14 protein-coding genes, 1 pseudogene and 1 riboswitch are annotated in these 15,305 nt (G+C 37.8%); of the genes and pseudogenes, 7 read left to right on the top strand and 8 right to left on the bottom strand.

Going from position 1 to position 15,305, the window contains the following annotated elements:
• Positions 1 to 135: 135 nt before the first annotated feature.
• The 3 genes from B3D94_RS16680 (at position 136) to B3D94_RS16670 (ending at position 2,994) form a co-directional block, all read left to right on the top strand.
• A complete protein-coding gene (locus tag B3D94_RS16680) occupies positions 136 to 1,266 on the top strand; it encodes a DUF418 domain-containing protein (RefSeq protein WP_291758509.1) in 1,131 nt (376 codons plus the stop codon).
• A gap of 499 nt (positions 1,267 to 1,765) precedes the next feature.
• Positions 1,766 to 2,392, top strand: coding sequence for a sensor histidine kinase (locus B3D94_RS16675; RefSeq protein WP_414674010.1), 627 nt, complete (start codon positions 1,766 to 1,768; stop codon positions 2,390 to 2,392).
• A complete protein-coding gene (locus B3D94_RS16670; protein ID WP_069480942.1) occupies positions 2,389 to 2,994 on the top strand; it encodes a response regulator transcription factor in 606 nt (201 codons plus the stop codon). Before B3D94_RS16675 ends, B3D94_RS16670 begins: the two co-directional genes overlap by 4 nt.
• A 92-nt stretch (positions 2,995 to 3,086) precedes the next feature.
• Here B3D94_RS16670 and B3D94_RS16665 read toward each other — a convergent pair whose 3' ends face one another.
• The 8 genes from B3D94_RS16665 to B3D94_RS16630 form a co-directional block, all read right to left on the bottom strand.
• Positions 3,087 to 4,172 (bottom strand): hypothetical protein, encoded by a 1,086-nt coding sequence (locus B3D94_RS16665; protein ID WP_291758505.1) that lies wholly within the window; start codon positions 4,170 to 4,172, stop codon positions 3,087 to 3,089.
• Positions 4,173 to 4,478: 306 nt separating this feature from the next.
• Positions 4,479 to 5,189 (bottom strand): ankyrin repeat domain-containing protein, encoded by a 711-nt coding sequence (locus B3D94_RS16660; RefSeq protein WP_291758503.1) that lies wholly within the window; start codon positions 5,187 to 5,189, stop codon positions 4,479 to 4,481.
• Positions 5,190 to 5,330: 141 nt separating this feature from the next.
• Positions 5,331 to 6,017: a response regulator transcription factor gene (locus B3D94_RS16655; RefSeq protein ID WP_291758501.1), complete on the bottom strand. Its 687-nt coding sequence runs from the start codon at positions 6,015 to 6,017 to the stop codon at positions 5,331 to 5,333.
• The gene (locus tag B3D94_RS16650) at positions 5,995 to 7,473 is read right to left on the bottom strand and encodes a sensor histidine kinase (protein WP_291758499.1); all 1,479 of its coding nucleotides are present in this window, start codon (positions 7,471 to 7,473) and stop codon (positions 5,995 to 5,997) included. Before B3D94_RS16650 ends, B3D94_RS16655 begins: the two co-directional genes overlap by 23 nt.
• 183 nt (positions 7,474 to 7,656) lie before the next feature.
• Positions 7,657 to 9,018 carry a PepSY-associated TM helix domain-containing protein gene (locus B3D94_RS16645; RefSeq protein WP_291758496.1) on the bottom strand — a complete coding sequence of 454 codons (1,362 nt, stop codon included), beginning with the start codon at positions 9,016 to 9,018 and terminating at the stop codon, positions 7,657 to 7,659.
• 418 nt (positions 9,019 to 9,436) lie between these two features.
• Positions 9,437 to 10,456, bottom strand: coding sequence for a 2,3-butanediol dehydrogenase (locus B3D94_RS16640; protein ID WP_036225052.1), 1,020 nt, complete (start codon positions 10,454 to 10,456; stop codon positions 9,437 to 9,439).
• A gap of 16 nt (positions 10,457 to 10,472) precedes the next feature.
• The gene (locus B3D94_RS16635) at positions 10,473 to 11,117 is read right to left on the bottom strand and encodes a TetR/AcrR family transcriptional regulator (RefSeq protein WP_291758493.1); all 645 of its coding nucleotides are present in this window, start codon (positions 11,115 to 11,117) and stop codon (positions 10,473 to 10,475) included.
• 82 nt (positions 11,118 to 11,199) lie between these two features.
• Positions 11,200 to 11,367 carry a hypothetical protein gene (locus B3D94_RS16630; protein WP_008175715.1) on the bottom strand — a complete coding sequence of 56 codons (168 nt, stop codon included), beginning with the start codon at positions 11,365 to 11,367 and terminating at the stop codon, positions 11,200 to 11,202.
• Positions 11,368 to 11,584: 217 nt separating this feature from the next.
• Positions 11,585 to 11,773, bottom strand: a riboswitch (cobalamin riboswitch).
• Positions 11,774 to 11,958: 185 nt separating this feature from the next.
• Between B3D94_RS16630 and B3D94_RS16625 the strand changes: the two are divergent.
• The 4 genes and pseudogenes from B3D94_RS16625 to B3D94_RS16610 all read left to right on the top strand — a co-directional run bounded on the left by B3D94_RS16625 (position 11,959) and on the right by B3D94_RS16610 (position 15,258).
• Positions 11,959 to 12,622 (top strand): annotated as a pseudogene (locus tag B3D94_RS16625) (MBL fold metallo-hydrolase).
• Between the two features lie 11 nt (positions 12,623 to 12,633).
• Positions 12,634 to 13,218, top strand: coding sequence for a TetR/AcrR family transcriptional regulator (locus B3D94_RS16620; protein WP_193831599.1), 585 nt, complete (start codon positions 12,634 to 12,636; stop codon positions 13,216 to 13,218).
• 83 nt (positions 13,219 to 13,301) lie between these two features.
• Positions 13,302 to 13,667, top strand: coding sequence for a VOC family protein (locus tag B3D94_RS16615; RefSeq protein WP_291758489.1), 366 nt, complete (start codon positions 13,302 to 13,304; stop codon positions 13,665 to 13,667).
• A gap of 244 nt (positions 13,668 to 13,911) precedes the next feature.
• The gene (locus B3D94_RS16610) at positions 13,912 to 15,258 is read left to right on the top strand and encodes a C40 family peptidase (RefSeq protein WP_291758487.1); all 1,347 of its coding nucleotides are present in this window, start codon (positions 13,912 to 13,914) and stop codon (positions 15,256 to 15,258) included.
• Positions 15,259 to 15,305 lie beyond the last annotated feature (47 nt).

The raw sequence follows: 15,305 nt of genomic DNA, 5'->3' as shown, positions 1-15,305 counted from the left end.
CTAACCAGCATCCAAAGCGTTGCTGGTTTTTTTGTGACACCTGTCATATAGTTTTTTTGACTCGTGTGAATAGGTTTTCCCCTCCTGTTTTTTTTATCATGAATATAAGAAAAACAAGGAAAGAGTGATAGAACAATGAAAACACAACAAAGGCTTCCCTTTATCGATATGCTAAGAGGTTTCGCTGTCTTAGGAACACTCGGAACGAATATTTGGATTTTTGCTTATCTCGGTGATTTATCGTATATCACAACGAGTAATTATTCTGGTTGGTGGTCTTTCAATGATTTTTTACGTATGTTAGTACTATTTTTTGTAAACGGAAAGCTCCTAGGATTATTAACGATTATGTTTGGGGTAGGTTTACAGCTAAAATACCAGCAAGCACTTCGTAGAGGAAGAGCTTGGCCTGGCGTGTATCTATGGACGATTGTCTTTTTAGGGTTGGAGGGACTGCTTCATTACACATTTGTCATGGAATATGATATTTTAATGAGCTACGCCGTTACTGCTTTGATCGTGGCTATTCTAATTAGATTAGGCGACAAAGTGATGACATGGGCTTTCTATCTTTTGGGTAGCTTTCATGTCCTCCTCATTCTCTTTATTTTTGTCATTTCCTTGCTTGCGGGTAGCGTTTCCCTAAATGGGATGGAAACTGTCGCAGCCATCTATGAAAATGGTACATGGCTGGAGCAAGTACAGCATCGCCTAACAAACTTTTTATTTTATCGAACAGAAGCTATTTTTATTATCCCTATGAATGTTTTTTTATTTATTCTTGGCGTCAAGTTTATGCGCAATGAGGTTTTTTCGCCAACGAATAAAGGACATCAGGCTCGACAAAAACTGTTTACAATCGGTGTATTCATTGGAATTCCATTAAATCTGTTAATTTTTATTCCCGGGGGACTTTTTGATTTACCTGTTCGTTATTTATGTGCGCCAATACTATCAATTGGCTATATTGGAATTTTAGGTAAACTGGTAGAATATAAGAAGCTAGATTGGTTTTGGCAACGCTTTGCCGATGTCGGCAAAATGTCATTGAGCTGTTATGTCCTGCAAAATGTGCTGGCGTCTATTATTTTTTACGGCTGGGGACTTGGCTTAGGTGGGCATGTAAATAGCATTCTTGTTATAAGTATTTGGGTTGCCCTATCTTGCCTACAGCTAGTCCTAGCAACATTTTGGCAGCACCAATTCCATATTGGCCCGATGGAATGGGTCCGTAAAAAAACGATTCACGCTCTAACAAAAGAATAAACAACAGAGGATGGTGTAAGCCATAAAAATATATCCCAGAGAACAAGTTAAACATTATTTAATCATCGATGTTGTATCCATAATAGTTTTGGTAGCGATGGTGTTATGGTCTCAATCCGGACTCCCCTTCACAGCTAAAATAGCTATTTTAGGCTTGTACCTAGGTGCCTTCTACATGGCTTTATGGCATCGAGATTGGAAGCTACTACTTGCCTCACTTGTGGGCTTCCTTCTTATTGCCATCCTTGCCATTTACGAGGACATCTTCATGCTTATTTTCGGATTTACCTTTGCCGATTTATTAGGGAGAGCAAAATCAAAATGGCATATTGCTAGCGGAATTTTTGGTATGGCTGTCATGTTTTTAATCGTTTTCTTGGCGACCACAAATTCCCTAGCACTCGTTGATTCACAAGTACTAGTACCCATGATGATCATTCAATTGGTATTCCCTGTCCTCATTTATTTTGTAGAAAAATCGAAAAATCTACAAAATGAATTGGCAGATGTTAATACCCAGCTTGTTCAACAAGAGGAAAGACAGCGCATTGCTAGAGATCTTCATGACACCATTGGTCACACCCTGACAATGATTAAAGTGAAAACCGAATTGACAACTAAACTTATCGACCGAGATCCTTCTAGTGTCAAACAAGAATTAAATGACATCTTAGCTACTACACGTACAGCCTTAAAGCAAGTACGTGAGCTCGTTTCAGATATGAATTTCGTGTCTCTACAAACGGAGCTGCTACATTGCCAGCAGCTATTACAAAGTGCCAATATTACAACCACCATTCACAATCACTGTCCAAAAATTGTTCTTTCAAGTGTTGAGGAAACAATGCTAGCTTTATGTGTACGTGAGGCTACTACTAATATGTTGAAGCATAGTCAAGCTCAGAACTGCCAGATGCAAATCCACTGTCGAAATACACAATATACCATTGCTATTCAAGATGATGGGATTGGTTTGGAACAGAAGGGACTGGGCAATGGCATGAACTCGATGAAAGAAAGAATGCGTGTTCTGCAAGGGTATGCCCTGTTTGAAGGGGATACAAAGACAGGCACGAAGGTGTTATTTAGCATACCAATTCAAGATGGAAAGGAGCCCTTGACATGATACGAGTTTTACTAGCAGAGGACCAACAAATGTTACGTGGTGCCTTAACATCCCTTTTGTCATTCGAACCAGATATTGAAGTAATAGCTGAAGTTTCTGATGGTCAAAAAGCATGGGACTACATTCAGCAGGAACTACCCGATGTTTGCCTTGTAGATATAGAAATGCCCCATCTGTCTGGATTAGAGCTTGCAGAAAAAATTAAAGAGGCCAATTTGCCCTGTAAAGTGATGATTGTCACAACGTTTGCACGCCCAGGCTATTTACAAAAAGCAATGGATTGTGAAGTACACGGCTACTTACTGAAAGATGAACCGATCGATTATTTAATCGCTACGATTCGCAAGATTATGCAGGGCGAAAAGGTGGTCAGTAAAGATTTGGCCGCTACTTTATTTATGAAGGAGCAAAATCCTTTAAATGAGCGAGAAATTGCCGTACTACAACTGGTGAAGGAAGGCTTAACCACTCACGCAATCAGTAAACAATTATTTTTAACTAAAGGTACCATTCGTAATTATTTATCAACATCTATACAGAAGCTCCAAGTGGAATCAAGACAGCAAGCTGCTCAAATTGCTAGTGATAAAGGCTGGCTATAAATCAAAAAATCTCGCCACACTGTGACGGGATTTTTTGATAGGAGAACGTATGCTACATATTTCAATTGACATATTCATTATTCTATTACTGTTTATTTACCTTGTAGAACTACATTTGTCGCTGTAGCCCAATTATTTAATGGCCTCACCGTATAACTTACACCAGCTTTTAATGTGCCACCATTCGCAATATCAAAGACTCCTACTGCCCCTTTACGTGATGAATATCGATATTGAGCTTGTAATGTGCTGCCATCATTACCACGAAGTTCGACACTTCTGCCAGCTAATAAGTCAGTTTGGGGGTCATTTGTTAATTGTAATTCAAATGATTTACTATCGATCGCTTTAGCTGATTGCAATGTAAACGGTTCTATTTTTTTTGCAACAAAGCTCTTTACATCAATTTCTGCCCATTGAGAGTACACTCGGTATGTGACACCTTGTTTTAAAGTTTGACCTGCCGGTAATCTAAATTGAGGTGCTTGTTTACCATCCGCTGCTTGTGTAAAAGGCACATAATTAGCAACAAACTCCTCCCCTTCACTTGTTTTCACTGTCACATAGCGATCACGTAAAGAAGAAATAACATCAAAGCGCTTGCCACTTGCATCACGATTTTGACGATCTAAGCTAAAAGCAAGATCTTCACGTCCTCCACGGTAAGCCTCAATGATATTGGCATAATCCACTACACCATCTTCTTGCAATGACTCCAATGTAAAAGTATCATCTGTTACTTGCGCTACATTTCGTACAAGTACTTTTTCATCTGTCCCTTCAAAGATTCTATTAGGTTGTTCTTTATAGCTCAATCTGTAGATGAAATCATCTTCCTGGAACGTAACAGGTACAATATATGTACTCGTAGACCCTGTCATTAATCGTGGAACATTGACAATCTCTAAATTTCCATTAAAATTAAAATCTTTTTTAATAACCTCTAAATTGTTTGGATCAATATCGGCTGCTGCTAAAGGCTGGTTAAAAGTAACTTGTAATGTCATTGTGTTTAATGGCTTCACTTTAGTAATTCTCGCCACCTGCTCATTTTTCGTAACTGCTACTACTTTATGACCTGCTGCATCTGCATTTAACGGCTCGCTAAATGTGACTAGACCTACTGATAATACTGATAAAGCTAGTGCTGCTGGCACAATACGTTTTCTTATTTTCATCTTACAAACTCCCCTTTTGGTTTAATTTGGTTTACACTATTTATCATAAAGTCCATATCTAAACTGCCAATAAATAAACTATTAAAAAAGAATTAAAAAATAGAGAAAAATATTTAAGAAGAGTTGACGATAGAACAAAAGTCATCGAGAGTGTGATCTTCTCGATGACTTTTATGTAGGCTTTCTATAAATGAATTAATAGCTCCCTCTTGTTTTCACCCCACTTAAAATTTAGGAACAAATTGGAAATGTAGTGCTTTATGCAGAAATTGCTTGGAACGAAGGGCGATGACTCCTGCTTCAGCTTTACTTGGCTCCTGCAGCAATAAGGATTTCTTCTATCCCCTTAAACCCTTTCTGTTTCGCGTGCTGTAAAGGTGATACATTATTTTTATCTGGAATATTGACATCAGCACCATGATCAATCAACAATTGAATGGCTGTTTGCTGTGTCGGATTGCCGTTATTTAAAACGATCGCTTCCATCAATGCGGTCCACCCCAAATGATTGACATGATTTACATCGATGCTAGTGGTAGTTAATAATTCCTCAATGACATCAATATAGCCGTGCTCAGCTGCAGGAATTAATGCCGTTCCACCATAGCGATTTACAATTGTAGGATCGGCACCTGCTTGAATCGTTAGCTTTAATATATCCAAATAGCCTTCCGCACCAGCATATAAGAAAGGCGTGTTTTTCATATCATCCCGGATGTTTACATCGGCACCTGCATCGATTAGTAATTTCGCTGCTTCCACATCCTGATTATATGTAGCAATCATTAATGCTGTTCGATTGTTTGAGTCTCGAGCATTGATATCTACTTTTTCATTGATAACCTTTTTAAGCGATTCTATATTTCTTTTTTCTACTGCTTGAAACAATTGACTAACCAAATCTGTTGCCATTTCCTCATTTCCTCCTTTATTAAGCTTTATGACCTCCGTATCATTTGGGGCACATCCCTGCAGTAAAAATGATAAAGCGATCGTGACCGCTTGCATTTTTTTCATTTGCTATGCACCGTCCTCACTAGTTAATTTTGTCGTTATATTCTTAGTTTACAAGTCATTGCTAAATTACCTATTAACCATTTCTTAAAAAAGTCTAAAATTTCAATAAAAAAACCTCGTCAAGACGACGAGGCATTGATTTTATACATTTAAGCGGTAACCTGCACCCCATATGGTTTCTAAAAACTTTGGCTGTGCAGGATCACGTTCAATTTTTTCACGAAGCTTTCGTATATGCACGGTAACTGTAGAAACATCTGCAGCTGATTCATAGCCCCAGTTTCGCTCATATAATTGTTCTTTACTTAATACTTGATTCGGATGTTTAACAAAAAATACAAGCAAATCGAATTCCTTAGTCGTAAAGGCCACTTCTTCACCATTCACAAAAACCTTACGAGCGGATGTATCGATTGTAATACCATGGATCGACATCATATTATTCGTTGGTTGGTTAGAGGCTAAACGCTCATATCTTGATAAATGCGCCTTGACCCTTGCCACAAGCTCACTTGGACTAAAGGGCTTGGTAATATAATCATCTGCTCCTAAACCCAGGCCACGAATTTTATCAATATCCTCTTTTTTGGCAGACACAAATAAGATGGGGATATTGTTCACTGCTCGAATTTGTTTACAAATTTCAAATCCATTCATACCCGGAAGCATAATATCTAAAATAATTAAATCATAATCACCGTGAAGTGCCTGCTTCAGCCCCTCGTCGCCCTTATGTTGTATATCTACCATAAAATCATTAATTTCTAAATAATCACGTTGGAGCTCTGCTATGCTTACTTCATCTTCAATTAATAGTATTTTTTTCATGATCTTTCCTCATTTCCTCATCCTTTTTCAATGAAATGAAAACGCTCGTTCCCTTTGTTAATTCGCTCTTTGCCCAAATATCGCCGCCCATTTCAAGGACGATTTGTTTTGCAATCGCTAACCCAAGACCGCTACCACCTGTTTGCGAATTTCGAGAAGGTTCCGCACGATAAAAACGATCAAATATATGTGGTAATGCCGTAGGATCAATACCCGTACCATTATCCGTAACTTGAATGATTGCATCATCTACTCGCTCATGTAAGGAAATTATGATCTGCTTATAGGATTTATCCATATATTTTTCACTATTGCTCAATAAATTAGATAAGACACGTCTTAATTTATCCCTGTCTGCCATAGCAATAAGCGGTGAGCCTGCTGATATATATTGTAAATGAATATCTCTGGCAATAAAGTCAAAGCTAGCATCCTCCACATAATCATGCATATATTGTTGAAGATCCACACTGTCCATTTGGAACGGAACCTTTTTCAAATCTAATTTGGAAAATAAAAATAATTCATCAATTAATACGTCCATATCCTTAGCTTTCGTATAGATCGTTGTTAAATATTTATCCATTTTCTCTTCCGTATTCGCTACACCATCTTTAATGCCTTCCACATAGCCAATAATAGAGGTCATCGGCGTTTTTAAATCATGGGAGATATTCGATAAAAGTTCTTTTCGATTTTCTTCATATTGAAGCTGAATTTGTACAGACTCCTTGAGCCTGACTCTCATTTCCTCAAACGATCGATTGAGCTGACCTATTTCATCATTAGAACGAGATGTAATTTCAAAATCTAAATCACCCGATTTAATCCGTTGAGCCCCTTCTTTTAAGGCTGTAATTGGATTAATAATGCTTCTAGACACTAAATAATTGAGTAAACCGATAATCATCATAAATAATACAAATAAGATACCTAACAAAATAGGTAATAATTCTCGCGTTACTTCCGCATGTGAACTAACCTCTCTTAAAACAAATATACTCCCTTCCGTTTTGTCTGGGAAATAAAAATCAAACTTCACATACGTATAAAACGCTTGATTGATCATGATTGTGTCACGTGAATTAATATTGGTCGCCTCAAAACCTGGTAAACTTTGCAGTAATAATTGTTGATGCTCTTGCTGTGTTGCATAAACAATTTGATGGTCTTTACGCACAACAATCTCTATGGAAGGAGCATTTATCGTTTGTAGCTGTTCGATATCTAAAAGCTGCTGGGGATTATTTTTAGCCAATAATTTCAAATCTAAAAAAGCATTTTCCTCTACTGTTGTTAAAGGCTTTTGGACATATGATTTTTTGTAAAAATGCTCAATTGCTTTAACATCACCTGTGATAGCAAAGGAAAAAAGAAAAACCGCTGCAAGTAAAAGCGTGATCGCAATAATAATAACGCCTACATAAGATAGCAAAAACCTCGTTTTAATTGACATCTAAATTCCCCCAATTAGCTGAAACTAATAGCAATGTATCATACAAATCTTAAAACTTTATAAAATCGTGCTGAAAAATCTATAAATAATTTTCAGCATCAACATAGTATTCGGCTTACGCAAATGAAATAATCACCACAAAAAAAGATACGGCACATTTTGGTTGTGCCGTATCCATTCTTTTTATTTAGTTTCTTCTGCTCTTAGTTTCTTTTTGGTTTGCCATCCTAAAATGAAATATTCAATCAACACCACTGCGATCAACGAGGCACCGAACAATGGCATGATAATTCCTAAAATAATAAGGAAGATGACGAAAGGTAGTGAGATTTTATGTGAAATTTGTGGTGGCGCAGATAGCTCACCTTTTTTCCTACGTAAAATCCAAGTACGAATTCCCCATACAATTACTGCTAAAAAGGCTAAACATACGAGTAAGTTTAACAGCTTATTTGGCCAGCCAAACAAATGACCTTCATGTAAAGGAATGCCCCATGTGAAGAACTTCGCCAGCATACCATAATCCTCGTAGTTAACTTGATCAATAAACTTGCCGCTATATTGATCAAAATACATCGTTGCTTCGTCTGTAGGCTTGACATCAAGTCCTGTTACACCTGAATTACTAGCCTTTGCCACTGTATATACGCCTTCTTCGTTTGACGGATATATAATCGAATAAGGTTTGGCGATATTCATGGCCGTGATTTCTTTTTCAAGATTAGCAATGGTCATTTGGTTGTCGTTTGTATAACGGACAGACCCACCACCGTGATGCTGTGCATGTTCTCCCTCAGATGTTGGCGCCTCTAATTGACGAGTTGCCCATGGAATTTCAGACACATCGGATGTTGGTGGCTTTTGCTGTAATAATGGGTAGCCGAAAGTTGGGCTTTCTGACGCTATATTGGCCAGTATTGAACCTTGAAAAGCCGACCATAAAAGCCCTGTAGAAATGAACATCACCATTGGAATAGTAATGATTGTCCCAACAAGCGCATGGTATCTCTTACTTTTTTGTCGTTTATTTTCCGACTTGCGCTTTTTCAATAAATCGCCTTTCAATGTCATATAAAGTCCAGATAGTAATAAAAAGATCGTCCAGCATGCCGCAAGTTCTACTAAATAATTGACAAATGTACCACCAATAAATAGAGAGCTATGGGTATTTCTCATAATATTAGAAAATGTATAATTGGCATCCTGACTCCCAACCATTTGATTTTGATCATCTAAAAATACATATTTCTGTTCATTGCCATTTGATAAGGTTAAACGTGTATTATAAGGCTCTTCCAACATAATCACTTTTGTCGTGGAGTATCCTGCAAATGCTGCCTCTGCTTTTTCCACTGCTTCATCAATTGTTAAGACCTCTTCTTTATGGCTATCGCCAAAAAAATAATCATCATATAAGCGATTTTCTACATCTGTAAAAAACAAATAACCGATCCCACTTAATGTGAGAGATAGCAGTAATGGCGTAATACAAAGGGCTGCGAAAAAATGCAAACGCCAAAACCTTGAATAAAGCAGATTTTTCATTTTTAATCTCCAATCTATTTGATCAAATACGCCTCACCGTAATTGCCGCTGATGGTAGGCTGCGACCAGATTTTGAAGAGGAGCTTGGCCGGAAAGTTCGAAAGTTCCTCTTCAAAATCTGTGATATCCGCTTGAGGCATTATCTTGATTCAGTAGGCGTTTGAACACTCAATTAGCATTCATCGCTCCTATGAAGGAGGAACCTTCTGTATTTGGTACTACTTTCTGTACAAATATTTGCTGAATGAAGATAAATATCAAATTTATTATATAAAGTAAAAGTGAAATATGAATGAAGTCCTAAAGGCAGTTTTATGACAAACAAATGTATTCCTAGTGGTATTCTGTTATTTAAAAGATGTAAAAAATCATAGCTAAACCAGTGATGACACCGGTTTGGCTACGATTTAGGTTAGCTTTATAAACTCATATTCACAAGGATTTTACATTGGCTACGATCTTTCATGAGTGCTTCAAAGCCTTTTTCAACGATATCCTCTAAAGCAATTTGGCTAGTAATCACTGCCTGCCCATCGATTACCCCACGTGCTAGTAATCGAATGACCTCTGGGAAAATATTCACGTAAGCAAATGATCCGCTAATTTTCACTTCAGGAGAAACTACCGCGTTCGGATTGAATTCCACTGGTTTTTCCCAAACACTGACAATTTTAAATTCTCCACCAGGATGAACAGCACTTACGCCACTTGAGAAGGTTGCTTGGACACCTGCTGCGTCATAGGCAACATCCACCCCACCGTTAGTTTTCTCACGAATAAAGGCAACAGCATCTGTGTCGATCGGATTAATGACATAGGTTGCGCCTAGCTCCAATGCTTTTTGGCGTCGTTCATCAGAAACCTCTACTACAAAGATTTCACTTGCTCCTGCTGCTTTCACAGCTTGCAAAATTAATAAGCCAATGGGACCTGCTCCAAAAATAGCAGCTGTATCTCCAAGCTTTAATTGACTTTGACGAACCGCATGAACGGCTACGGCTGTAGGTTCAACGAGTGCGCCTAGCTCTAAACTCATACCTTCAGGAAGATGATAAATATTTTCCTCACGCACAACAGCATATTCAGCAAAACCTCCTGAAATCGTATAGCCATATGACTGGCCGCTTTTACATAAGTTTGAATAGCCACGTTTACAGTTCGCACATTTTCCACATGGGATAGGTGGTTCCACTGCCACACGATCTCCCACTTTGGTGTGAGTGACACCCTCTGCGACCTCCACAACTACTCCCGAAAATTCATGTCCTAATACTGGCTGTGTACGGAATGCATAAGCACCACCTACATACTCATGTAAATCACTGCCACATATCCCTGCAAATGCAATTTTTACTTTCACCATTCCATTTTCTAGTACAGGAAGTTCGGCTTCCTCTACTCGTATATCTTTCATGCCATAAAATTTTGCTGCTTTCATTGCGATTACCTTCTTTTTAATAGTTTGTTTGTAGACCATTTAACACGAAATCTACTGCAAGATCTGCAATTTGTTCAGGTGTTAATGGCAATTCGGATCGATTTAAAAATGGATTATTGAGTGAGTACATTAATGTCCCCATGATGAAGTTAAGGGCAACATCAATGGAATCAAAATGAATTGTTTGTTGCTCTAAACAAGCTTGTAAAATTGTCCGAAGCTGCTCCCATGAAGGTAAAAATACGTCCTTCAGCATCTCTAATCGAGGACTATTCATCACAATCTCTTGCTGTAAAATATCAATTAATTCATGCTCTTGAATGCGATAAAGGACAAAGTTTCTGCAAAAGCTACGAAGTGCTTCTAGTGAATCATTGACATCATAATGCGCATTCATAAAAGTATGGCGGAGCGGCTCGAATAGTGCATTAAAGACATTTTCTTTGCCACCGAAATGGTAGGAAACAAGTGCGAGCGATACATTCGCCTCATCACAAATTTGTCTCACCGTCGTTCCATCGTATCCTCTTGAAGAAAATAATAATTTTGCCGCCTGTAAAATTTGATCTTTTACCTCTTTATTTTTTTCTTTTTGTACTAAATCTTTCTTATCGACAGGTCTCACCTCTTTTTTGAACAAACGTTCAAAACAATTGTTCAATAGAATCTTACGCCTCCTACAAAATGTTGTCAACAAATGCGCAATAAAAAAGGCTACCCCATAAGAAGTAGCCTTCAATTGATTATCCAATTAATTCTTTCATCACATTTGCGTACGCTGCTAAAATAGATTGCTCATGTGCCGTATCATGCCCAACATATTGTTCAACAAGCTCCTTCAAGGGCTTTGGCTCTTGCATAATTTCAAATTTAAATAAACTTTCATAGTACTCAACAACTTGTGGATTCATGTGGACCACTCCTTTAATAATTTACATAAAAAAAACATCTTTCCCTCATTAGAAAGATGTCTTTTATGACAAATACACGACATAATACGATGTTTGCCGTATGGAAATGAGCTTTCTATTCTTCATAGAAGCTACCCTTTTAGCATTCATCGCACTATGAGCATGCAGGAGAATTTCTCTAGTCACACTCAACACCCCCTATCCGCGTAGGTTTTTTTGGCTGTACTAGATAAAGGCAGGTCTCCTGGCTTATGTTCTTCACACCTTTCACCTTCCCATTACAAGGCGTAACAGTGGTCTCTTGAAATGTGCTCCCATTTACAGTTGCGGGACAGCGTCGGATTTTCACCGATCTTCCCTTTTAAACAAACCCAATTTGGTTTGTACCTCTATCCTATTATTCCGTTTTTATTATTATACCATAAGGTTTATACGATCTTACTAGATTCCAAAAAACTATAATTTATTCACCCATTCAGCTATTGCCACATTATTTCTAGCGCTATACACCCCATTTAAAGAGAATATTGCGAAAACTAATTGTATTAGTTAAAATGAAAATATAATTAGTTTATAGGAGGTATTATGAGAATGAAGGTTTCTTCTATCAATACCGTGTATCAATTGTCATTTATGCCTAGAATATTTCCTGTTAATTGTTATTTTGTAGAAGAGCAACATGAGCTAACACTGATTGATGCTGCATTACCTTATAGTGCAAAAAGTATTATGGATGCAGCTAAAACTATAGGAAAACCAATAACAAAGATCATTATTACCCATGCACATAATGATCATATAGGGGCTTTAGATACATTAAAAGAAGTAATACCTGATTGTCAGGTGTACATTTCTTCAAGGGATGCCCTATTATTGGAGGGGAATAAAACCTTGCTTCCCAATGAAAAGCCTGTACCCATCAAGGGAGGCCTTCCTAAAAACATTAAAACTAAGCCAGATATATTACTGGAAGATGGTGCACGTGTAGGTTCATTAGAAGTAATTGCAACCCCAGGTCACACTCCTGGTTCTATTACTCTTTTCGACACACGCAATAGAAGTTTAATTGCTGGAGACGCCCTTATAACAAGACCTTGCTACATGGGATAAAAGCTCGGCACTTGAAAGCGCAAAAAAATTAAGTAAATTAAAGCCAAGTCTACTAGCCGTCGGACATGGAAAGATGTTAATGCAGCCAGAAAAGCTTTTGGAAACAGCTATTGCAGAAGCAGAAAAAAGTTTACAAAGACAATAGGAGCTGAGGAAATGTCTCGTCGTATGAAATTAGATTTATCTATTATTGTACAAATGGCAACAGAATTAGTGGATGAACACGGATTGGACCAACTGTCAATTGGGCTTTTAGCAGAGAAATTAGAAGTGCGACCTCCTTCCCTGTATAACCATCTTGATGGATTACCTGAATTGAAGCAAAAGTTAGCCATTCAAGGCATCAAGAGCTTGCAAGCATATATGCTTCAAGCTGCAGTGGGACGTTCAGGTGATGATGCCATTCGTGCAATTAGTAAAGCTTATATTCAATTTGTTCGGGAGCACCCCGGGTTATATGATGCTACCACTCGTTTTCCAGATGCTAATGATCCTGAATTACAGCAGGCTCAAGAATCTATCGTGCAGCTTGTTCTTCGTGTATTAGATACCTATCATTTGCAAGACGAAATGGCGATTCATATGGTCAGAGGATTACGCAGTATTCTTCATGGATTCACTTCCATTGAACAATTAGGGGGATTCGGGATGCCGCTTGATAGTAATAAAAGCTTCTCCATCTTAATAAATACTTTTATAGAAGGCATTCATGCAGTTATGTTGAATCAGCCTGAAACGTAGATGTTGCCACACCGTCTTCAATTGTTAATATTTAGAAATAAATCTATAATTAGCTATGAGTATTTGAAACAGGAGGTCTAACTATGATTATTGCTTTACATCATGTGCAAATTACTATTCCAAAAGGTTCAGAGGATCAAGGAAAAGATTTTTATTGCGGTGTCTTAGGTCTGAAAGAAAAAGAAAAACCCGATTCTCTTAAAGGTAGAGGCGGATTTTGGTTACAGCTTGGTGACCAAGAGGTACATGTAGGAACAGAGGATGACTTTGATCGATTGTCGACAAAGGCTCATATTGCGTATCAAGTTGAAGATATTGATTACTGGAAGAAGAAACTAGCCGCACATCAAATCGAAATAGTAGAATCTGTACCTATCCCATATTATGAGCGTTTTGAATGTCGAGATCCATTTGGTAATCGAGTAGAAATCATTCAGGCAATTGCCTAAACTGTCCTATTTTGGGGCAGTTTTTTTATATGAAATCCTCCCATATTACAGTTTACTGAAACATTTGTAATATAACTGTAAATTCCTTCGATAAAGCCATTTATAGCAGGCGTTGAGGCACTCCTCTACTTCACCTTGGAAACATTTACCGCCGAGAAGCCCTATATTTTCATGCTACGATTATTTCCAAGGCAAGACGATACAGGAGAAATCCTACTAGACGCTTCAGGAGGTTATAATCAACATGAATAAACGATTTTTATCTACAACACTTGCATTAACAATTGGATTTAGCTCATTCGGATTAGTCCAAACAGCGATGCAGCCAATTCAAGTAGAGGCAGCTACAACAAATGCACAAAACAACGCACAGGCAGTTGCCGCTAAAGCCGATCAATTGATTCAAACTGGTAAAAGCTTAATGGGTCAATCGACATATAGCAATACGGTTTACAAGCCTACATATCCATATAAATTTTCTTGTGCTTCATTTTTAATGTATATCTTCGAGAAAAATGGTGTAGATCTTGGGACGTATAATGAAAACTATATGATTCAACAAGGCACATATGTAGCGCGAAACCAATTACAAAAAGGTGATTTACTATTCTTTAAGAGTAAAAAAACAGGAACGGATCCCGACCATGTTGGTATGTATATCGGTGGCAATAAAATGATCCACATGGCTGATTCCAAGCAAAATATTGTGATCTCAGATTTAAATAGTAAACCTTATTATACTGAAAACTATGTATCAGCACGACGCGTTTTACCTACCCTTCTATCTGCCAACCCAGCAACAAAAGGTGATAAAATTGTAGAGAATGCGCTAACTTATAAAAATAAAGCAACGATTAGTTCATCAACGAATGAATCGAGTCTACGCTTTACAGCCCCAGCATTTGTTGATTTTGTCTATCGTAAAAGCGGTGTGACACTTGGGGCAAAAACGTTAAATGATTTAATGAACCAAGGATCAACAGTAGCACGTGCAAACTTGAAAAAGGGTGATTTAGTATTCTTTAATAGTGTGACAGGCTCAAAAAATCCTTCAATTGTTGGGATTTATGCCGGTGATCACCGTATTATCATCCCTAATTCCGATGGCGTGATGACGAGAGTTTTATTAGTTGATTACTATAAAGAACACTATATTACAGCTAAGCGGGTTTTCTCTGACACCCCCTCTGTAAGTGCACCTTCAGCAAATACGTCGGCCGATAAGATTATTGCTACAGCTTCAGGTTTAACAAGCAAAGCAAAATTTGGTTATACGTATAATGAGAGTGCACTAACTTTCACAAGCGCGGGATTTACGTACTATGTATTTAACAAAAACGGCATTGATTTAAAGGATAAACTAGCGAGCAAACAGGCTTTAGTCGGTACAAAAGTGCTTAAAGCTCAGCTTCAAAAAGGTGATTTATTGTTCTTCTCAACGAATGATGGAGGAGCAAATATCACGCAAACAGGCATCTATTTAGGAAATAATCAATATATTAGTATGACAACTAACAATGTTGTTAAACAAAATTTAAGCTCCACTTGGGCGCAAAAGAATTTTGTTACAGCTCGACGTGTGTTAAAATAACAAAGCTTTAAATGGTAGGGTGTCTCAACTAGTAGAGACACCCTTTT

Source organism: Lysinibacillus sp. UBA5990 (assembly GCF_002429815.1).
Classification (GTDB): domain Bacteria; phylum Bacillota; class Bacilli; order Bacillales_A; family Planococcaceae; genus Lysinibacillus; species Lysinibacillus fusiformis.
The sequence above is the reverse complement of the archived record's forward strand: the minus strand, read 5'-3'. Positions and strand labels throughout refer to the sequence as shown.